A 21,290-nucleotide genomic window follows, 5' to 3' on the forward strand; every position below is an offset into this window, starting at 1 on the left:
GAAAGCAGGTGCTTTTAAATGGGTAGAATTATAGCAATCGCCAATCAAAAGGGTGGCGTAGGTAAAACAACAACATCGGTCAATTTAAGCGCTTGTCTAGCATATTTAGGAAAAAAAGTGCTATTGATTGATACAGATCCACAGGGCAATACAACAAGTGGACTGGGCATTAATAAAGGGGAAATACAAAGTTGTATTTATGATGTACTAATCGATGACGAAAACGTTGAAAATGTCGTCCAACAAACAAATGTTGAAAATCTATATATCGTCCCTGCGACCATTTCTTTAGCGGGAGCAGAGATTGAATTAGTTTCAACGATTTCTCGTGAAGTACGCTTAAAGCATGCACTTCAAGATATTAAAGAAGACTATGACTATATTATTATTGATTGCCCACCCTCATTAGGGCTACTAACAATTAATGCGTTAACTGCGTCTGATGCACTGATAATTCCTGTGCAATGTGAATATTATGCATTAGAAGGGTTAAGTCAATTATTATCGACTGTGCGTTTAGTGCAAAAGCATTTGAATCAGCAGTTATATATTGATGGCGTATTATTAACAATGCTTGATGCAAGAACCAATTTAGGGTTACAAGTAATTGATGAAGTGAAAAAATATTTTCAAGATAAAGTATATAAAACGATTATTCCTCGTAACGTACGATTAAGTGAGGCTCCAAGTCATGGACAGCCTATTATTATTTATGATGCAAAATCAAGAGGTGCTGAAGTTTATTTAGAGATGGCGAGGGAAGTGATAAAAAATGGCTAAAGGTTTAGGAAAAGGTATTGGTGCGCTATTTCCAGGAGAATCGTTAGAACAAAGTGAAAAAGTAGAAGAACTACAACTAAAGCTAATAGTCGCAAATCCATTTCAGCCTCGTAAAATATTCGATGAAGAAACATTACAAGAATTAGCTGATTCAATTCAGGAACACGGTATTTTACAACCAATTGCTGTACGGAAAAAGGGACAAAAATATGAAATTGTAGCAGGAGAACGGCGTTATAGAGCGGCACAGTTAGCAGGCTTAGAATTATTGCCAGCGATTGTTAAAGAGCTGACGGACTCACAAATGATGGAGCTTGCTATTTTAGAAAATTTACAACGTGAAGATTTAACAGTTATTGAAGAGGCAGAAGCATACCAAAGTTTAATGGAAAACTTACATCTAACACAGGAGGAGTTATCTAAACGCTTAGGTAAGAGTAGACCGCATATTGCGAATCATGTTCGTTTATTAGCTTTGCCAGAGGATGTTCGCGCGTTGATGAATGAAGGTATATTATCAATGGGACAAGGACGTGCCTTACTTGGTTTAAAAAATAAAAGAAGAATCCCAGAAGTTGCACGCAAGATTATTAAACAAGGCTTGAATGTGCGTCAGGTAGAAATTTTGGTGCAAAATTTAAATGAAGAAGTTTCACGTGAAACATCGCAACCGAAGAAGAAGGATATTTTTGTTGTAGCGAAAGAATCGCAATTACGGGATTATTTCGGTACAAACGTCCAAATTAAAAAGGCCAATAACAAAGGTAAAATTGAAATTGAATTTTACTCAGAAGATGATTTGGAACGTATTTTGGAAATATTAAACATTCAAGAAGATGATTAGTAGTCCACTAATGTAATTAGAGCGCCAATATACTAGGCGCTCTCTATTTTTCTAGAGAGAAGGTAGGCCTTTTTGTGGTAATTTTAGGAGCATTAATTAATGCACTGTTGATTATAGTCGGTGCATTGGTGGGGCGCATTTTTAAAAATATTCCTGAGTCGATGAAAGCTTCTGTATTATCGATTATTGGCTTATCTGTCGCGCTTTTAGGAATCAAAATGGGCTTCGAGAGTAATAATTTTATTATATTAGTGGTAAGTTTAGTAGTAGGAACTGTGATTGGAGAATGGCTAGATTTAGATAAGCAAATGAATCGACTTGGTCAGTGGATTGAATCACTTTTTAGTAAAAGACGTACGAATGACAATCAAATTAATATTGCAGAAGGCTTTGTAACTGCATCATTAATATTTGTTGTTGGCTCAATGGCAATCATAGGTGCACTTGATAGCGGGCTACGACAGGATCATAATGTCTTAATAACAAAAGGTATTATTGATGGTTTTACATCGATTATTTTAGCTTCTACTTTAGGTATTGGCGTATTATTATCAGCCGTTCCAGTATTTGTATACCAAGCGGTAATTGCCATTTTTGCAGGCGTCATCAGTGCATATATCCCAGATGACGCCCTACAGATGTTCATTACAGAAATGACATCAGTAGGTGGTGTTATGATTTTAGCGATAGGGTTAAATATAGCAGGCCTAACAAAGATCAAGGCTGCTAACTTGTTGCCGGGTATTGTCGTTGTCGGCATCATGGTTGCCATCATCTATCCTTTTCAATGAGTAGCGATGTGCAGCAAGCAGTAAAGCTCTTGAAAGCTTTTCAGCCATAGCATAAGAGATATGCAGTCGCGTATTTTGTAACACGAGCATTTCCATAAAGCCTCCAATATTGACGATTCCTTTAACGGAAATGTCACCAATTGGGGGCAATTCTTTTTTTACTGCTTTCCCAGGCAATATTGGCCCGTTCTGCACTGCAATATGTCCAACGTTTTGTTCACTACCTAGACATGCATCAATCGCAATAATAAAAGGTTTCGTAGTATGATGGTGTAACTGCTGTATGGTTGAATCTAAGTTGAGGGCATGCAATGGATTTTCTAAAGTTCCTACAACTTCATAAGGGAAGCTAACAGACTTTTTCAAAAAACTACCTGTTAATGGCCCTAATGTATCCCCAGTACAACGATCACTTCCGATACAACAAAAAATAAGACGTTCATGATGAAAAGGAATATACTCTAAAAATAATGTACTCAATTGCCAAACAGCATTTTTACTTTCGTGATGAAGCGAATAGGGCAGTACTAAATTTGGAATAGTATTCATAAAAAAACTCACTTTCATTTTTATTTGGAGGAAGTGCTCAATTTTTATGCAGTATACGCAAATTTTTAACAAGTTATTCAAGAGGTGGTAATAATGGAATTCAACACAAGAGTAATGCAGAAAAAATGGGATCAACTGACGTCGGAGGCCTTTTGGGATCGGGTTATCGATGCAACGATTGAAATTACCTTAATCCTTATTGCATCGTGGTTAGCTGTACGATTAGGTAAAAAATTTATTAAAAAAGTATTTTTACTCCGTATGCGCTCACCATTAAATCATTCAGAGCGCCGACAACGAACAATTGCAAGGTTATTACAAAGTGTTATTTCGTATGTTGTCTATTTTTCGGCAATTATAGCTATTCTTTCTTCACTCAACATTAAGGTAGCAGGCTTACTTGCAGGGGCGGGAATCGTCGGTTTAGCTATCGGGTTTGGTGCGCAAAGTTTAGTAAAGGACGTGATTACAGGGTTCTTTATTATTTTTGAAGACCAATTCGGTGTAGGGGATTATATTAAAATAAACGCAGCGGAAGGAACGGTTGTAGAAATAGGATTACGAACAACAAAGATTAATGGTGCTACTGGGGAGCAATTTATTATTCCAAATGGTGCAATTGGAGAGGTTATTAACTACTCTATCAATAACTCGAAAATTTTTATAGATTTACAAATGACGACCGATGCAAATTTCGAAAAAGCAGAAGGGCTTATTAAAAAGTATTTAGAAACACTACCTGATATTCATAAAGAGCTAGTGGCAGTACCTACCTTTTTAGGTGTCCAAAATGTAAAGGGAACAGAAGTAACGATTCGCATTGCTGCTGAAACATTGCCACAACAACAATATGGCGTAGCTCGAACAATTCGCCGTGATGTGACACAATTATTTGAGGAACATGATATTCCTATGGCGTATCCTAAAATGATGTTATATGGTGGAAATGGAAAAGATGATGGGAGAAGTGAATAATATGGAAGCGAAAAAATTTGATCTAAATGATATTGTCGAAATGAAAAAACAACATCCATGTGGTACAAATGAGTGGAAAATTATTCGAATGGGTGCAGATGTGCGCATTAAATGCGAAGGGTGTCAGCACAGTGTGATGATTCCGCGTCGGGAATTTGAGAAAAAAATGAAGAAAATCATAAAGCGTGCAAGTGAAGTCTAGCTTTTTGTGTATTAGACTTTTTATGGGCGAATCAATATAATAGATAGGGTTATAAAGAAAACTTTAACTTGCTTCAACAGAAGTTCCCTGCCCTTAGGTAGGGAATACCAACTATGCACTTAAATTCATGGGGGATTTCAATCCCGATTGCTTCAAGTGAATTGCCCCAGCGAATGGACAGATTTATAGAGAAACTTTTTGACAAGGAAGCTCGAAAGAAAAATCTGGACAAAATGACGTAGGGTGTAATTGCTTGTGTCGGTCTCCTTCATTACGGATTAGGCGTTAGAGTGTCATAATACTGTGGTTTAACAGGAACAAAATTGAACTGATTATAGAAAGGTTGTGTCCATTTATGGCATTAACAGCTGGAATCGTTGGTTTACCTAACGTTGGAAAATCAACATTATTTAACGCAATTACAAAAGCGGGCGCTTTGGCTGCCAACTATCCATTCGCAACAATTGATCCAAACGTAGGTATTGTTGAAGTACCAGATGCACGTTTAGACAAACTAACAGAGTTAGTAATACCGAAAAAGACAGTGCCAACAGCATTTGAATTTACTGATATTGCAGGTATCGTAAAAGGTGCTTCTAAAGGAGAAGGCTTAGGAAACAAATTCCTTGCACATATTCGTGAAGTAGATGCAATCTGCCAAGTAGTACGTTGCTTTGTAGATGAAAATATTACACACGTGTCAGGTGCGGTAAATCCAATTGATGACATTGAAGTAATTAATTTAGAGCTAGCACTTGCTGATTTAGAATCAGTGGATAAACGTTTACAACGCGTAAGCAAAATGGCAAAACAAAAAGATAAAGAAGCGATGGTGGAAGAACCGATTCTTCTAAAAATCAAAGCTGAATTAGAAAACGGACGACCTGCTCGTGCTGCTGAACTTTCAGAGGACGAACTAAAAGTGATTAAAGGTCTTCACTTATTAACGATTAAACCAATGCTTTATGTTGCCAATGTTTCAGAAGACGAAGTGGCAGATGCAGATAATAATGAATATGTTCAAAAGGTACGTGAATATGCATCAGCTGAAGGTGCACAAGTCATTACAATTTGTGCAAAAATTGAAGAAGAAATTTCTGAGCTTGACGATGAAGAAAAAACGATGTTCTTAGAAGAACTAGGCATTAAAGAATCAGGTTTAGATCAACTAATCCGTACTTCATATGATTTACTAGGTCTTGCCACATACTTCACAGCTGGAGTCCAAGAAGTACGTGCATGGACATTCCGTAAAGGCATGAAAGCACCACAATGTGCTGGTATTATTCATACAGACTTTGAGCGTGGATTTATTCGTGCAGAAACAGTTGCTTTCGATGATTTAGTAGAAGCAGGCTCACAAGCTGCTGCGAAAGAAGCGGGGAAAGTACGTCTGGAAGGTAAAGAATATATTGTACAAGACGGCGATATCATGTTATTCCGCTTTAACGTTTAATTTAAAATTACCATTATGAATGTAAGCAATTCTCATGAAATACAAACAGAACTTAGTTTATATTCATAAAAACATAATAGGCTATCTCCTAGCGAATCTTTTCATGTTTGGGATAGCCTATTTTTGGTTATATAGATATCAGAATTTTCAATTTCTAAAGGGGGATATTATGAACATAGTAGAAATAAAAAAGCGGGCTTTAGAAATCGAACAGTTAGGAAAGTTACCACAAGAAATATTAGAAATCATTTATGAGCAACGATTGTTTAAATTGTTTATAGCAAAAGAGTTAGGTGGTAAAGATTTAGACTTACTCGAAGGAATAAAAGTATTTCAGCGCATGTCTGCTATCGATGGGAACTTTGGCTGGCTTGTGACAATAGGAACAGGCGGTAATATGTTTGTGCCAACGTTTAAGCAAGAAATAGCTGAAGAGATTTTTTCACCAAGCGATGCAGTAATAGCAGGGAGCGGCTACCCTACAGGTACAGCCGTAAAAATGGACAGCGGTTATTCGGTAACAGGGCAGTGGAAGTATTGTAGTGGTGCTGACTATGCAACAACATTTACCATGAATTGCTTTATTAAAGAAGATGGTATGCTGACAGATAAAATCATTAGTTGCGCGGTGAGCCGGGAGCTAGTAGAAATTATCAATGATTGGCAAGCGATGGGTCTAAAAGCAACAGCAAGCCATACAATTCGAGTACAAGATGTATGGATACCATTCGATCAAACATTCCAATTAGGTATTTGTAAAAATAATTATGATAATGCTGTCTATCGTTTTCCGTTCGGCACTTTTGCAGAGGCTTCTTTTTTAAGTGTTTGTCTGGGCATTACGGAGAATTTCTTAGAGGAGGCTGCTACTGTCATTGAACGAAAAAATAAAGAATCCCATCGCACAGAACGTATTGGCGCATTGCGGTTTCTTTATATGCAACAACTAAAGCGTTTTAGACAGATTGAAGAACAATTTTACGCTATGTTGACAATCTATTGGCAAAAACATAAACAGGAAGTTGAACTGACAGAGCAAGAATACCAACAGTTTACGGAAATGAGCAAAGAAAGTGCAGCTGACTGCGTGGACATTGCCAATAATATTATTCGCAGTCTCGGAATGGACGCTATTATTGAAACAGCAACCATTAATCGCATTTGGAGAAATTTATGTACAGCTGCACAACATGGATTTTTAACACCATAACAACTTATGCTCCTAGAAGATAGCTATTACTTATCCGTTTTCTGTGGAGGATAAACATAAAGCTTTGGTAACTGAGGATCGTCCTCTACAAGAGCATGTTTAGGATATTTGCGTAATTCCTTATACATGGCGAAATCTCCGACTGCTCCGCCAATTAAAAAGGCACCTGCAAGTAGTAGGATGGTACTGTTAAAGTAAAAGCCAGCAATGGTTGGCACAATACCAGTTGTCCAAAATGGTAATAACAACGCCTTTTTCATTGCATAATTAGGGAGAGGTTTGTCGGTCGTTGCATAGGCTACCCCAAGCTCTAAGTTAATACCGTATTTTAGCGATTTAAAAGGCACGCCACCAAAGAGCATAAAGCCTATTAAATGAAAGGCTTCATGCAATATGATAAGCACGATATAAAGTACGACAAAAAGGATAAATCCACTTAGCATTTGCCAAACCGAAATTTGAAACTCCTTCATACAAATGAATTGTATGGCAACAAATAAAATAGCGAGGCCACTAGTAATAACAACACTATCCATCATTAGTTTCTTAATATCTAATTCAATTACTTCGGGTTTTTGATCGGGTAACATAGAAGTCCTCCTTCATGAAATTAGTAATCTTCATTATATCGAATGAATTATTTGATTGCGACTTGAAAGACAGATGCCAATGTGTTACAATTCATTGATGTGAGTAATATTTATTACTTACTCCTTGCTCCCTGCAAACAGGAGAGCCTGAGTCCATAAGGAGGTGTAAACAGATGAGAAAATACGAATTAATGTACATCGTACGTCCAAACATTGAAGACGAAGCGAAGAAAGCTTTAGTTGAACGTTTCAACGAAATCTTAACTTCTAACGGTGCTGAAGTCATCGAAGCAAAAGAGTGGGGCAAACGCCGCTTAGCTTACGAGATCCAAGACTTCCGCGAAGGTTACTACCAAATCGTGAAAGTAAACGCTCCTTCAGAAGCAATCAACGAATACACACGTCTTGCTAACATCAGCGAAGATATCATTCGTCACATTGCAGTACGCGAAGAAGCAAAATAATTTTAAACAAAATGCTGAAAAGGAGGTTGCATTCTGATGATAAATCGTGTCGTATTAGTTGGAAGACTAACAAAAGACCCTGAGCTGCGCTACACACCAAATGGTATTGCGTCTACTCGATTTACAGTTGCTGTGAATCGTACATTCTCAAACCAACAAGGTGAAAAAGAAGCAGATTTCATTAGCTGTGTTGCTTGGCGTAAACAGGCTGAAAACTTAGCGAACTTCATGAAAAAAGGAAGTTTAATTGGAGTAGAAGGTCGTATCCAAACAGGTAGCTATGAAGGACAAGATGGTAAGCGTGTATATACAACTGATGTTGTGGCAGATAGCGTACAGTTTTTAGAGCCTCGTAGTGGTGGAGGTGCTCCTGCATCCAACCAATACGGCGGACAATCTTACGCTAATAGCCAGCCGTCATATGGCGGTGGACAACCACAACAACAGTATGGTGGCGCGATGCCTCAGCAAGGTTCATTTGGCGGCGGTGCTTCTTATCAGCAAAATCAACCACCGATGAATCAGCCGAACTATACACGAGTAGACGAAGATCCATTTGCGAATAGCAAGGGACCGATTGAAGTATCAGAAGACGATCTTCCATTCTAATTCTTCGAGCTACAAAAACTATAAACTTATAAGGAGGAGACATCACTATGGCACCACGTCGCGGAGGCCGCAAACGCCGTAAAGTTTGCTATTTTACATCTAATAACATTACGCATATCGACTATAAAGATGTGGATTTATTAAAAAAATTCATCTCTGAGCGCGGTAAAATTTTACCACGTCGCGTAACTGGCACTAGCGCTAAGTACCAACGTAAATTAACTTCAGCTATCAAAGTTTCTCGTATTATGGGATTACTTCCATTCGTATCTGAAGATAAATAAGATGATTGAGCACAACAAGGTTTAATGCCTTGTTGTGCTTTTTTATTTCCTGGAAAATCGATACAGGACAAACCCCAAAAACGGTGGCAGATTTCTATAGATGTATAAATAAACACCACCATTAAAACTATCAATTTTTATTAAAGTTGGAATATTGACAGATAAATACACTTTAAATTATTATAAAATTGAAAATTATCAAATTAATTAAGGGGTGTTAAATTTGAAAACTACAAAATGGATACATGAACAGATAATCAATTGATTATCTCTTTCTTGCAATGAAGGAAAAACAAAGTGAAGAACTATTTAGTATCTAGTAGATTTTTGTTACTAACGTTCCTATTGTTTACTAGCGCCGCTTCCTTGCTTTATATGCTGGACTCTGTTAGCTATACCAATATGATTAACAATCGCTATATCAATAAAAATGCTGTTGAATTCATTGTAAATACAGAAGCGTCTTCTCTAGACATCGACTTAGAAGAACCATATTTGTTAATGCAATATAAACTCGACAATCCACAATTAAAATATATTTATTTTCATCCATCGGTAAAGTTACCACCTATAAACTATCAAAAACAACCACTGTCAACAGATTATATAATTACAGGTGATGTTTTTCCTGAAGAGGCACTGTCAAGAAATATGAAAAGCCTCGTTATTGGACAATTTGACACACCATCCTCTTACTTAAATAGAGAGGCATGGTATATAGTCATGTCTCAACAAATCAACTTGAAAAATGGAACGAAGTTTATTCTCAATGTGGAAAGTGGCAATCCACATCAATTAATTGAAAAAATATTTCCTAATACGAGTTATCAGCTACTTGAAAACGAGGATAGAGGAACTGCCATATTAAAGTCAAATGTTCTTTTAAATGTGTTCTTACTCATTTCTGTACTGTTTGTCATTATTGCGCAAGCTGTTACGATCCATTATTCCATTCAAAGTAAAAAGCCAATTGTTCAAATATTGTTTTTAGCAGGCGGGAAATGGCAACTCATATTTCTTAAAGTGTTTAAATTAGAATTCATTGCGCTATTCGTAATAATGTTATTGGAATTTTTATCATTAAAAGCGTTTAACCATTTCTATACGATTTGGGGGAATCAGTGGTACTACGTATCTGTTTTCTATATATTAGTAACATTTATAGTGTATTTTTTAGCCTGTCTACTAATGACAAAGTCCTTGATTAAAAAAGGAGTAAGATTGTTTTGAATACAGCTAGACTTCTACTGAAAAATAAAAAATGGTTTATGTTGTTAATAGGGTTACTTTCATTTCTATTTTCTGTCGTTCTATTTGTGCTGTTAGTGAATATAAATATTTCAAAAATAGAAATACATTCAGCAAGTAAATTGCATAACTACAATATCTATCAGATTACGGATAATTTAATCGGTGAAAGAGAAATTGAATTTTTTAAAGATGTAAAAAACTATGATATCCTCCATGATTTTAATAATCGGGTATTTGAAAATAGTAAAGTGGTCTTTTATAATGCCGTATCGCAGCCAGTAGGCTTAAAACAATATCCCCCTGATAAGAAGTTCGCCGCCTATTATGAAGTGGGTTCCAATAATGATTTATACGAGTATGATGGGGAGTTTTATCAATTCTCTAAATCGATGCAAGTTACGAAATCCGTATTTGATTATAATGTCGTTGAACTGATGGAAGGACAGCCATTTGATGATTCTGCTTATGTCTACATAGCAGGAAAAAATGAAATACCGGTCATTCTCGGCTCTGACTATCGTCAATACTATAAGTTAAATGACCAATTAGAGCTTCATTATTATTATGAAAAATTTGTCGGGCGAGTAGTCGGTTTTGCAAAGGAAAATTCATTTATTTTCACTAATCTTGAACCGCAGCAAGTGCTCAATCGCTACATCCTACTGCCTTCCATGTCGCTTTCTGAACAACCTTCTAAGTTGTTACAAAAAACAGAGGTAGATGAAATATTCTTTCGCGCACTTCTATTAAGTAACATGGGTGGTTATTTAATGACCAACTTAAACGCGCTTGAGGTAAGAAAGGAAGTTGCAGACATAGAAAAAGTTACGAATTTCACTGATTATCAAATTATTGGTGCGAATTCGCTATCAGTGAATCTTTTATACAAAATGGTTGATGCCAATCAAACACTTATTTATACAATATCTAGTGTTGTGTTTATATTCAGTTTGTGTGCTTTCTATTTGTTCGTTAAGAGTTTCATAAAAAGACAATTCGATACGTATTTAGTTTACATTATGAGTGGTGTTACAAATAATAAAATCAAAAAAACTATACAACTCGAATTTTCAATCCTCAATGGCATTAGTATAGGATTGGCATTGTTGTGCACCGTTCTATTTATGCAAGACATTACGCTACTATCAATTTTATTAATTTCCGGGTTCTTGGTTTGGTTGTTATTCCATGTCGTAGTTTATATATTAGTGAATCAATTATTAGCAACGACGAATATCATTGAAAAGTTAAAGGGTGATTAAAATCATAAGCTTTATTTCTTTAGATAACATCGTAAAGGCGTATAATGAAAAAATAATATTACATCACATTAATTTAGAAATTGTTAACAATCAATTCATTTCTATAAAAGGGCCAAGTGGCGTCGGTAAAAGCACACTTTTAAATATATTAGCTGGACTGGAAAAAGCGGATAGTGGTAAATATATTTTGGATTGTATAGAAATGCATGCCCAAAATCTTAATGAACTTTCGGAAATAAGAGGCAGTCGAATCGGATACATTTCACAATACAATCCAATGATTCGCAACCTTACAGTACGGGAAAATATCGTAGTGCCATTATTATTAGGCAACTATAATCAAAAGCAAATCACGGCATATATCGATGAACTAAGTGCCTGTTTAAAAATTAATCATTTACTTGATAAGAAAATTGACAAGTTATCTGGGGGAGAAAGACAACGAGTAGGAGTCATCAGAGCACTTATTAAAAAGCCTATATTGTTGATAGCTGATGAGCCTACTGGATCATTGGACGACGATACGACAATTTTAGTGTTTCACCTTTTTAAAAGGCTGTCTGAAAGTGGAACGACTATCGTTATGGCTACTCATAGTCACTTAAGTTCTCAATATGCAGATAAAGAATATAGGATGAGTCCGGAGGGGATTTTTTTGAACGTTCAAACGGTGGGCGATATGTAGCCATTACTCGGTGAATTTTGGTATTTTGAGTTCGGTATTGTACCGGACTCATTTTTTAATTTCGCCTTTATCTGTTGTGATTTTTTTGCCCCAAATATAGTAAAACTCCATACCATTATCCTATTTTGATAAGGAAACTTTACTTTTGTCATTAATTCATCAAAAAGCCTTTAGACGTTCTTAGCGTTTTTTGTTCAATAAGGTGAAAAAATGGTACAATAAAGTTTAGTAAGTTTGACTGATAAAAAGGAAGGTTTTCAATGCCGAATAATCAAACAAAGGCGCTTGTACAAGGCTCGGTGATGGTTGCAATGTTTACAATCTTAATGATTGCTTCAGCATATGTACCAATTGTTTCTTTAGTAGCCTTACTATTTACTCCATTACCAATTGCTTGGTATAGCGCAAATTACAAGCGTTCCTCATCAATACTCGTCGCAGTTGTAGGTTGTATATTAACTGTGCTAACGAGTGGACTGTTTATGCTACCATTCGCCTTTATTATGGCGTTACTTGGGGTAATCATAGGTAATGCAATTCAATTAAAGAAGAGCAAACTTTATTTATTCATGTCATCTGGTATCGCGGTACTTTTATGGTCAGCACTTGTCTATTTAGCCTATGTGCAATTAGCGGGAATTAACGTGATTGAAATGAGCTTGAAAATTGCCCGAGATAGTTATGAGCAATCCAACGAGCTTGCTAAAAGTATGACAGGTCAAATCGCTATTCAACCTGAACAAATGGAGGCTATGCTTAACATAATTGAGCTAACAATACCTTCAACAGTAACAATCTTTGCATTTTTAATAGCATTTATTATCATTACATTAAATTTACCTATTTTAAAACGATTAGGTTTAGCAGTACCAAAATTCCCAGCATATGAAAATATGCGACTTCCACGCTCTATTTTATGGTACTACATGATTATTTTGTGTATTAATCTATTTATACGTCCAGAAGCGGGCTCTATGCTAGATATTATTGTATTAAATGTGTCTTATATTTTGTGGCTTTTATTAATTCTTCAAGGAATATCATTTATTCATTATTTCATTGCGACGAAAGGAATGCCGAGTGTTGTCAAATGGATAGCTACCATTTTAGCTATTCCACTTTCATCATTCATTATTTTACTCGGTATTATAGATTTAGGTTTCGACGTGCGTTCACTTGTGAAAGGGAAGACTAAGGAATAAGGGGCTGATGAGTAATGGGGACTTTTAGAAAACGACCAATCCGCTATCCGCTTTTTGTTCTTTCCATTTTTGGCATTGTGACGTTCGCGCTTCTTTGTATTTGGAATATCGCGATTGGTATTGGCTATGGAGTAGGCTTTGCATTGTTAATGGCCTACACATGGAAAATTGAAAAAGCTACTTTTGAAGAGACCGAAAAGCATATAGAATCCATTTCCTTCCGTATGAAAAAGGTTGGGGAAGAGGCATTACTTGAAATGCCGATTGGGATATTGCTCGTCAATGAGGAATACGAAATTGAGTGGTCAAACCCATATATGCAAAATGTATTAAATAATGAGGCGTTAGTGGGTGAAGGAATTGTCAATATATCCGACGACATCTACGTACTGATGAAGACCGAGGAAACAAAAGAAGCAACGATTACGCTTCGTGATCGTAAATATCGTGTCTTTTACAAGGAAGAGGAGCGTCTACTATATTTCTTCGATATTACAGAGCAAATTGCAATTGAAAAACAATACTTTGCAGATCGTACAGTTATTGCTATTTTATTTGTCGATAACTATGATGAAATTACACAAGCAATGGATGACCAGCCGCGTAGCTTAACTAATACGATGGTAACGTCTATTGTCAATGACTGGGCAGCGGAGCATGGAATATTTGTCAAACGAATTTCATCGGATCGTTTTTTAGCGGTTTTAAATGAATCGATTTTAACAGAACTAGAAAAGAAAAAATTTGCTATTTTAGATACAATTCGTGAAAAGACAGCACAAAAAAACCTTTCACTAACGTTAAGTATTGGTGTTGGTGCTGGCTCTTCTTCACTAGTGGAACTTGGTGAATTAGCCCAATCGAGTTTGGATCTTGTTTTAGGTCGTGGTGGGGATCAGGTAGCCATCAAACAACCTACAGGAAAGCTCAAGTTCTATGGAGGGAAAACCAACCCTGTTGAAAAACGTACACGTGTTAGGGCGCGGGTTATCTCACATGCACTACGTGATTTAATACAAGACAGTGACCAAGTGTTTGTTATGGGACATAAAAATCCTGATATGGACTCTATTGGTGCATCTGTTGGGGTTCGCAAAATGGCTCAAATGAATGATGTAAAAGGCTATGTCGTCATTAATTTTGATGAACTAAACGGTAGTGTCACACGTTTAATGAATGAAATTGAAAGTAAATCCGATTTCTACGAGCACTTCTTAACGCCAGAAGAAGTGGCTACAAAAATGACTGAAAAATCCTTACTTATTATTGTAGATACACATAAGCCGAATTTAGTCATTGATCCATACTTATTAAAGCTTGCGGAAAAGGTAGTCGTAATCGACCATCATCGTCGTAGTGAAGACTTTATTGAAAATCCAACGCTTGTGTATATGGAGCCTTATGCTTCGTCTACAGCAGAGCTTGTTACTGAGTTATTAGAGTATCAGCCAAAGCGGGCAAAAATTAATATGCTAGAAGCGACAGCGCTATTAGCGGGGATTATTGTTGATACAAAGAGTTTTACACTTCGTACAGGTGCCCGTACTTTTGAGGCAGCTTCTTATTTACGAACAAATGGAGCCGATACAGTTTTAGTACAAAGACTTTTAAAAGAAGACATCCATACGTATATTGAACGTTCGAAAATTGTGCAAACTGTGAAATTCGTGAAGCCTGGCATCGCACTAGCCGTAGGTGAAGATTCAAAAATTTATGATTCTGTATTAATCGCACAAACGGCTGATATTTTACTAACGATGAAAGATGTAAACGCATCTTTTGTCATTGCGCATCGTGCAGATGGTAAAATTGGTATTAGTGCAAGGTCATTAGGAGAAGTAAATGTACAGCTTATCATGGAAAGGCTCGGCGGTGGCGGGCATTTAACAAATGCGGCTTGCCAAATAGAAGCACTTTCCATTGGTGAAGTAAAAAAATATTTAGAAGAGGCCATATATGAGGTACTCGAAGGGAGTTCTGAATTATGAAAGTAGTATTTTTAAAAGATGTTAAAGGTAAAGGAAAAAAAGGGGAAGTAAAAAATGTAGCAGATGGCTATGCACAAAACTTCCTAATTAAAAACGGTTATGCTGCAGAAGCAAATGCACAAGCAATGAGCCAATTACAAGGTCAAAAGAAACTAGAAGAAAAAAACGCAGCAGCAGAATTAGCTGAAGCACAAGCTTTAAAAGAAAAGCTAGAAGCATTAACAGTGGAGTTAAAAGCGAAATCAGGAGATGGTGGACGCTTATTTGGTTCAGTTTCGACAAAACAAATTGCAGAAGCACTGCAAAAAGTACATGGCATTAAAATTGATAAACGCAAAATGACTTTACCTGATGGCATCCGTGCACTAGGCTTTACAAATGTACCTGTAAAACTACATCACGAAGTATCAGCGACATTAAAAGTACAAGTAACGGAAGAATAAGGGGCGACTATCCATGAACGAACCGATGATAGACCGCGTTCCACCGCATAACCGGGAAGCGGAGCAATCGGTTATCGGTGCAATTTTTCTAGAACCACAGGCACTAATCACAGCATCGGAAATTCTGTTAGCTGATGATTTTTACCAAAACGCGCATAAGAAGATTTTTGAGACAATGTTGCGTTTAAGTGATCAAGGAAAAGCGATAGATGTTGTAACAGTTACTGAGGAATTATCAGCAAAAAAAGAGATTGAGGATGTTGGCGGGCTATCGTATTTACTAGAGCTCGCCAATGCTGTCCCTACGGCAGCAAACGTTGCTCACTATGCCAAAATCGTTGAGGAAAAAGCGTTATTACGTCGTTTAATCCGTGTAGCTACAAAAATAGTTGAAGACGGCTACACACGTGAGGACGAGGTAGAGGCATTACTCGGCGAAGCAGAGAAGAAAATGATGGAGGTCGCCAACCGCAAAAATGCTGGCGACTTTAAACATGTAAAAGATGTTTTAGTCGAGACATTCGATAATATCGAGCAGCTTCAATCCCGTAAAGGTGATGTAACAGGTATTCCAACAGGCTTCCGTGATTTAGACCATATTACAGCAGGCTTCCAACGCAATGACTTGATTATTGTTGCAGCACGACCTTCTGTAGGGAAAACGGCTTTTGCGTTAAATGTTGCACAAAGTGTAGCTGTACAAGCACGTGAAAATGTTGCCATCTTCTCATTAGAGATGGGTGCTGAGCAGCTTGTCATGCGTATGCTATGTGCCGAAGGAAATATTGATGCACAAGTTTTACGTACAGGTGCTTTAACTACCGAAGATTGGGGTAAACTAACGATGGCAATGGGAAGTTTATCGAATTCAGGTATTTTTATTGATGACACGCCAGGTGTCCGTATCAATGAAATTCGAGCAAAGTGTAGACGTTTAGCTCAAGAGCATGGACTTGGAATGATTCTAATCGATTACTTACAGCTTATTCAGGGTAGTGGGAAGCCTGGAGAAAACCGTCAACAAGAAGTATCAGAAATCTCACGTTCGTTAAAAGGATTAGCGCGTGAGTTAAAGGTACCAGTAATTGCACTATCACAGCTTTCGCGTGGTGTAGAGCAACGTCAGGATAAGCGACCAATGATGAGTGACTTGCGTGAATCAGGAAGTATTGAGCAGGATGCCGATATTGTTGCCTTCTTATATCGTGATGACTATTACGATAAAGAGTCCGAGAGTAAAAATATGATTGAAATTATTATTGCTAAACAGCGTAACGGTCCTACAGGAACAGTTACACTTGCTTTTAAAAAGGAATTCAATAAATTTATAAACGTGGATTGGTCACAGATGCCACCACCGCCACCACGTGATTAGTAATATTTATCTAGAAATGAGATAATATTCATACCATTCCGTCATTAAACACGAACGTTAAATCATAGTAATTGATTTTATGTTCGTGTTTTTAACTATTTTTTTATTGACGAGTTGTTTCTAACATTGTTACAATAATTTACGGCTTGATTAATGAGATACAATACGTATCTAACGGAGGTGCTGATTATGACATCAGTTGTAGTTGTAGGAACACAGTGGGGAGACGAAGGTAAAGGTAAAATTACAGATTTCCTTTCACAAAAGGCAGATGCTATTGCCCGCTTTGCAGGTGGCGATAACGCTGGACATACCATTAAAATTAATGGTGAAACATATAAGCTACATTTAATCCCATCAGGTATTTTCTACAAAGAGAAAACGTCTGTAATGGGGAATGGGATGGTTGTTAACCCAAAATCACTTGTAACAGAGTTAAAAGGACTTCAGGAACGAGGCATCAATACAGATAATCTTCGTATTTCAAATCGTGCCCATGTCATTTTACCATATCATATTAAACAAGATATCGCAGATGAAGAAAGCCGTGGCGATAACAAAATCGGTACAACTTGTAAAGGTATCGGACCTTGCTATCAAGATAAAGTAGCACGGATTGGTATCCGTATGGCTGATTTATTAGATAAAGAAGTATTTGAAGAAAAACTACGTCATAATTTAGCAATTAAAAATAAGTTGTTCGAGAAATTTTATGAAGTAGAGGGTGTAACATTCGAAGAAATCTTCGAAGAATATTACGGTTATGGACAAGAAATCGCAAAATATGTTACAGATACTTCAAAAATTTTAAATGATGTATTAGATGAAGGTGGCAAAGTATTATTTGAAGGGGCGCAAGGTATTTTACTTGATGTCGATCAAGGGACTTATCCATTTGTTACTTCTTCAAACCCTGTTGCTGGTGGTGTAGCAATTGGTGCAGGTATTGGCCCATCAAAAGTTTCAAGTGTTATTGGAGTATGTAAAGCCTATACATCACGTGTAGGAGATGGCCCATTCCCAACTGAATTATTTGACGAAGTTGGCCAGCAAATTCGTGAAGTAGGTCGCGAATACGGTACAACGACTGGACGCCCTCGTCGTGTAGGCTGGTTTGATACAGTTGTCGTTCGCCATTCACGCCGTGTAAGTGGTATTACGCATTTAGCATTAAATTCAATTGATGTTTTATCAGGTTTAGACACTGTAAAAATCTGTACAGCTTATAAATATAAAGATGAAACAATTACAGAGTACCCAGCAAATCTTCATATTATTGAACAATGTGAACCTATTTATGAGGAGCTTCCAGGCTGGTCAGAAGATGTTACAGGCTGCCGCACATTAGAAGAGTTACCAGAGAATGCACGACGCTATGTAGAACGTGTAAGTGAATTAACGGGCATTCAAATTGCTACCTTCTCTGTCGGCCCTGGTCGTGAACAAACAAATGTATTAGTAGATATTTGGGAAGCATAATCAATACTAACGTTGTTGATTTCCGCTACGTGCTGTGCGTTCCCGCAGGAGTCGCCCGCCCTCCGCTGCAATCAACTGGTTTCTAAACATACTAAAGATAAAAGCGCGTGCCGTAATTGGTACGCGCTTTTTAAGGCTCTTTTAGTGAATATCCTTCTTCTTGAAGCGGCCACCTTTAACTTCTGCAATATTCCCTATTGCAAGGAATGCATGGTCGTCTATTTCCGCGACAATTGTTTTCAATTTTGATTCTTCCAAGCGTGTAATAACGGTAAAAATAACTTTTTTGTCGTTGCCTGTGTAGGCCCCCTCCCCGTGAAGAAAAGTGACCCCACGACCAAGTCGATCCATAATAGTTTGACCAATTTCTTCAATTTCATCACTGATAATATAAACAGATTTTGACTCTTCCATCCCTTGTATAACAATATCAATCATTTTATAGGCTATATAATAGGCAATGATAGAGTACATAGCTTGCTCCCATGTGAAAACAAAACCTGCAATGGTAAAGATCAGTACATTGAAGAACATAATAATTTCTCCGACTGAGAATGGAGATTTTCTATTAAATAAAATGGCTAAAATTTCAGTTCCATCTAAAGAACCACCGTAACGTATAACGATACCGACACCAATACCCAAGATCATGCCACCAAAAACTGTCGCAAGTAAAGTGTCTGTTGTAAATGGTTCAAGATTATGTAAGAAGATTGTTGTTACGGAGAGCACTGTGATGCCAAGCCCTGTAGAAAGTGCAAATGTTTTACCAATCTGTTTATAGCCTAAAAAGATAAAAGGTAAATTTAAAACGAAGATGAAAATACCTAGGGGTAAGCTTAATAAATGCGAGGTAATAATGGAAACACCAACGATTCCTCCATCCATAATGTGGTTGGGTACTAAAAATAGCTCTAGTCCTAATGCCATAATGATAGCACCTATGGCAACCATAACAATTCGGGCGGTTATTTTCCGAACGGTATTCTTTTTTTGCTGTCTTGCTTTAGCTACCTTAGTGGTCTGTGAATCACTCAAATCAATCGCTCCAATCAACTAGTATACGTCTCTTACTCTATTTTATCGAAATATTGAAAAGGTAAAAAGAAATATGTTTAAATACTCATTTAAAACAAAATAATAAGGATAATACTTCCTAATTTAAAAATAAAAGGAGTGAGAATAAGATTATCAAATATAAGATTTATGTAACAATTAGTAGAGAAATAATACATTTTCATTACAAAAGGGATAAAATATTCAAACGCCATTTTCTTTATGGTACATTATAGTGGTGCAAAATCTTTGTGGGTAATTAAACCTATGTTAGGCTGAAGTTGGAAGGGGCTTTATTGATGAGTTCGTCTTGTAATAAAAAAGAAGAAAGCAATCGATTCACCTACAATTTTTCTTCTTTTAAAAAAGTGTCAATTATTGCGGTACTAATGGCTAGTTTCACAATAAGCGCAGGCTTTACAAAAGAAAATAATCATAAAGAAACACTAAATAAAATATATCATGTATATGTAGAAAATGAATATATGGGTGCTGTATCTGATGACAAAGCTGTTCAAAAAATAATTGCATCGAAAGAACAGCAAGCAAGTAATCAGTATAAAGACTTATTAATCGATGCTAACTCGGTTGTGAAAATAATACCAGAGCAAGTGTTTAGTAATGAAACAAAGGATGCAGAAACTTTGGCGAAATTAGAGCAATCATTAGTTGCACAATCACCTGCCTTTGCATTACTAGTAGATAATAAGCCAATCACATTTTTAAAAGATGCGAAAGCCTATGAAGAAACAATTCGCTTATTAAAGTTACAATATGTTTCTCAACAAGCGTTAGATGATTTACTTGCTAACCAACAATCTATAAATGAATTACCAGCTTTACAGTCTGGTGAATCACGCCTGTTAAATATTGCGTTTAAACAAGGTGTTTCAGGTGTAACACAAAAAGTAAATCCTAATGCCATTGTATCGCCTGAAGAGGCAGTGAAATACTTAATGACAGGATCCCTTGAGCAAAAGGAATATAAAATTCAATCAGGGGATGTATTAGGAGCAGTCGCTAAAAAACATAATTTAACAACTGCTGAATTAATTGCCTTAAATCCTGGTCTGACAGTAGATACAGTGTTACAAATAGGACAAGAACTAAATGTTACGGTTGCAAAACCATTTGTAACCATTGAAGTAAAACAAGAAAAGACCGTTACAGATACAATTCCATTTAAAAAAATAATGAAAGAAGACCCTACAATGTACAAAGGGGAGTCCGTTATAAAACAACAAGGCGTTAACGGGAAAAAGGAAACCTCTTACTTAATCACGACTGAAAATGGCACACGCACCTCTAAAGTAGCTTTAGAAGAAAAAGTGTTACAACAACCAGTGGATCATATTGAAGTAGTAGGGACAAAAGTAATCTCGTCTCGTGGAACGGGTGAGTTTGTTTGGCCAACAGTCGGAGGCTATGTATCTAGTGCTATGGGACAACGTTGGGGTGATATCCATCGCGGAATCGACATTGCTCGTCCTAGTAACTACAATATACTAGCTTCAGATAATGGCGTAGTAGTAGCTGCTGGCGTTTGGGGTACTTATGGTAATCGCATTGTTATTAATCATAAAAACGGCTATACAACGCTTTATGGACACTTATCTTCTATAAAGGTTAGCGTTGGGCAGGTTGTTGAAAAAGGTTCTGTTATTGGAATTATGGGCTCTACAGGAAATTCAACAGGTACACATTTACACTTTGAAGTTGAGAAAAATGGTGAGCTGGTCAATCCTTTATCATATGTAGGTCAGTAATTGTAAAAGGCAGTCCAAATAGTGGGCTG

At 36.8% G+C, this 21,290-nt stretch carries 22 protein-coding genes; 19 read left to right on the forward strand and 3 right to left on the reverse strand.

Annotated features, from left to right (window positions below; genetic code table 11):
* Positions 1–18 precede the first annotated feature (18 nt).
* The 3 genes from C9J37_RS07605 (at position 19) to C9J37_RS07615 (ending at position 2,415) form a co-directional block, all read left to right on the forward strand.
* Entirely contained in the window at positions 19–780 is a 762-nt protein-coding gene (locus C9J37_RS07605; RefSeq protein ID WP_024364636.1) for a ParA family protein, read from the forward strand.
* Positions 773–1,624, forward strand: coding sequence for a ParB/RepB/Spo0J family partition protein (locus C9J37_RS07610; protein WP_107894898.1), 852 nt, complete (start codon positions 773–775; stop codon positions 1,622–1,624). The genes C9J37_RS07605 and C9J37_RS07610 overlap by 8 nt, the downstream gene beginning before the upstream one ends.
* A gap of 74 nt (positions 1,625–1,698) precedes the next feature.
* Positions 1,699–2,415, forward strand: coding sequence for a DUF554 domain-containing protein (locus tag C9J37_RS07615; RefSeq protein ID WP_103977878.1), 717 nt, complete (start codon positions 1,699–1,701; stop codon positions 2,413–2,415).
* On the opposite strand, the gene yyaC is transcribed toward C9J37_RS07615, so the two are convergent.
* A complete protein-coding gene (gene yyaC / locus C9J37_RS07620; RefSeq protein WP_025220908.1) occupies positions 2,332–2,964 on the reverse strand; it encodes a spore protease YyaC in 633 nt (210 codons plus the stop codon). The two genes, C9J37_RS07615 and yyaC, sit on opposite strands and share 84 nt — an antisense overlap.
* Positions 2,965–3,057: 93 nt before the next feature.
* On the opposite strand from yyaC, the gene C9J37_RS07625 reads away from it, so the two are divergent.
* From C9J37_RS07625 to C9J37_RS07640, 4 genes are all read left to right on the forward strand, one after another.
* Positions 3,058–3,939, forward strand: coding sequence for a mechanosensitive ion channel family protein (locus tag C9J37_RS07625; protein ID WP_107894899.1), 882 nt, complete (start codon positions 3,058–3,060; stop codon positions 3,937–3,939).
* 1 nt (position 3,940) lies between these two features.
* The gene (locus C9J37_RS07630) at positions 3,941–4,141 is read left to right on the forward strand and encodes a DUF951 domain-containing protein (RefSeq protein WP_024364640.1); all 201 of its coding nucleotides are present in this window, start codon (positions 3,941–3,943) and stop codon (positions 4,139–4,141) included.
* 355 nt (positions 4,142–4,496) lie between these two features.
* Positions 4,497–5,597, forward strand: a complete 1,101-nt coding sequence (gene ychF / locus C9J37_RS07635) for a redox-regulated ATPase YchF (protein WP_107894900.1) — start codon at positions 4,497–4,499, stop codon at positions 5,595–5,597.
* Between the two features lie 169 nt (positions 5,598–5,766).
* Entirely contained in the window at positions 5,767–6,807 is a 1,041-nt protein-coding gene (locus C9J37_RS07640) for an acyl-CoA dehydrogenase family protein (protein ID WP_107894901.1), read from the forward strand.
* A 26-nt stretch (positions 6,808–6,833) separates the two neighbouring features.
* On the opposite strand, the gene C9J37_RS07645 is transcribed toward C9J37_RS07640, so the two are convergent.
* Positions 6,834–7,397 (reverse strand): DUF3267 domain-containing protein, encoded by a 564-nt coding sequence (locus C9J37_RS07645; RefSeq protein WP_107894902.1) that lies wholly within the window; start codon positions 7,395–7,397, stop codon positions 6,834–6,836.
* Positions 7,398–7,570: 173 nt separating this feature from the next.
* On the opposite strand from C9J37_RS07645, the gene rpsF reads away from it, so the two are divergent.
* The 11 genes from rpsF (at position 7,571) to C9J37_RS07700 (ending at position 18,439) form a co-directional block, all read left to right on the forward strand.
* Complete coding sequence (gene rpsF / locus C9J37_RS07650) at positions 7,571–7,861, forward strand: 30S ribosomal protein S6 (RefSeq protein WP_024364644.1); 291 nt, start codon at positions 7,571–7,573, stop codon at positions 7,859–7,861.
* 36 nt (positions 7,862–7,897) lie between these two features.
* Complete coding sequence (gene ssb, locus C9J37_RS07655; RefSeq protein WP_024364645.1) at positions 7,898–8,470, forward strand: single-stranded DNA-binding protein; 573 nt, start codon at positions 7,898–7,900, stop codon at positions 8,468–8,470.
* Positions 8,471–8,517: 47 nt separating this feature from the next.
* The gene (gene rpsR / locus C9J37_RS07660) at positions 8,518–8,754 is read left to right on the forward strand and encodes a 30S ribosomal protein S18 (RefSeq protein WP_024364646.1); all 237 of its coding nucleotides are present in this window, start codon (positions 8,518–8,520) and stop codon (positions 8,752–8,754) included.
* 297 nt (positions 8,755–9,051) lie between these two features.
* Positions 9,052–9,984, forward strand: a complete 933-nt coding sequence (locus C9J37_RS07665; protein ID WP_107894903.1) for a hypothetical protein — start codon at positions 9,052–9,054, stop codon at positions 9,982–9,984.
* On the forward strand, positions 9,981–11,267 hold the full coding sequence (locus C9J37_RS07670; RefSeq protein WP_107894904.1) for a hypothetical protein: 1,287 nt from the start codon (positions 9,981–9,983) through the stop codon (positions 11,265–11,267). The genes C9J37_RS07665 and C9J37_RS07670 overlap by 4 nt, the downstream gene beginning before the upstream one ends.
* A complete protein-coding gene (locus C9J37_RS07675; protein WP_107894905.1) occupies positions 11,260–11,952 on the forward strand; it encodes an ABC transporter ATP-binding protein in 693 nt (230 codons plus the stop codon). Before C9J37_RS07670 ends, C9J37_RS07675 begins: the two co-directional genes overlap by 8 nt.
* Positions 11,953–12,212: 260 nt before the next feature.
* Positions 12,213–13,154, forward strand: coding sequence for a YybS family protein (locus C9J37_RS07680; RefSeq protein WP_107894906.1), 942 nt, complete (start codon positions 12,213–12,215; stop codon positions 13,152–13,154).
* 14 nt (positions 13,155–13,168) lie between these two features.
* Positions 13,169–15,142 carry a DHH family phosphoesterase gene (locus tag C9J37_RS07685; protein ID WP_107894907.1) on the forward strand — a complete coding sequence of 658 codons (1,974 nt, stop codon included), beginning with the start codon at positions 13,169–13,171 and terminating at the stop codon, positions 15,140–15,142.
* Entirely contained in the window at positions 15,139–15,585 is a 447-nt protein-coding gene (gene rplI / locus C9J37_RS07690; protein ID WP_024364652.1) for a 50S ribosomal protein L9, read from the forward strand. Before C9J37_RS07685 ends, rplI begins: the two co-directional genes overlap by 4 nt.
* A gap of 13 nt (positions 15,586–15,598) precedes the next feature.
* Positions 15,599–16,960, forward strand: a complete 1,362-nt coding sequence (gene dnaB, locus C9J37_RS07695; protein ID WP_024364653.1) for a replicative DNA helicase — start codon at positions 15,599–15,601, stop codon at positions 16,958–16,960.
* Positions 16,961–17,149: 189 nt separating this feature from the next.
* The gene (locus C9J37_RS07700) at positions 17,150–18,439 is read left to right on the forward strand and encodes an adenylosuccinate synthase (RefSeq protein WP_107894908.1); all 1,290 of its coding nucleotides are present in this window, start codon (positions 17,150–17,152) and stop codon (positions 18,437–18,439) included.
* Between the two features lie 141 nt (positions 18,440–18,580).
* Here C9J37_RS07700 and C9J37_RS07705 read toward each other — a convergent pair whose 3' ends face one another.
* Positions 18,581–19,393, reverse strand: coding sequence for a YitT family protein (locus C9J37_RS07705; protein WP_167397278.1), 813 nt, complete (start codon positions 19,391–19,393; stop codon positions 18,581–18,583).
* A gap of 401 nt (positions 19,394–19,794) precedes the next feature.
* On the opposite strand from C9J37_RS07705, the gene C9J37_RS07710 reads away from it, so the two are divergent.
* Positions 19,795–21,261, forward strand: a complete 1,467-nt coding sequence (locus C9J37_RS07710; RefSeq protein ID WP_107894910.1) for a M23 family metallopeptidase — start codon at positions 19,795–19,797, stop codon at positions 21,259–21,261.
* Positions 21,262–21,290: the final 29 nt, after the last annotated feature.

The sequence above is a fragment of the Lysinibacillus mangiferihumi genome, assembly GCF_003049665.1.
Taxonomy (GTDB): Bacteria; Bacillota; Bacilli; order Bacillales_A; family Planococcaceae; genus Lysinibacillus; species Lysinibacillus mangiferihumi.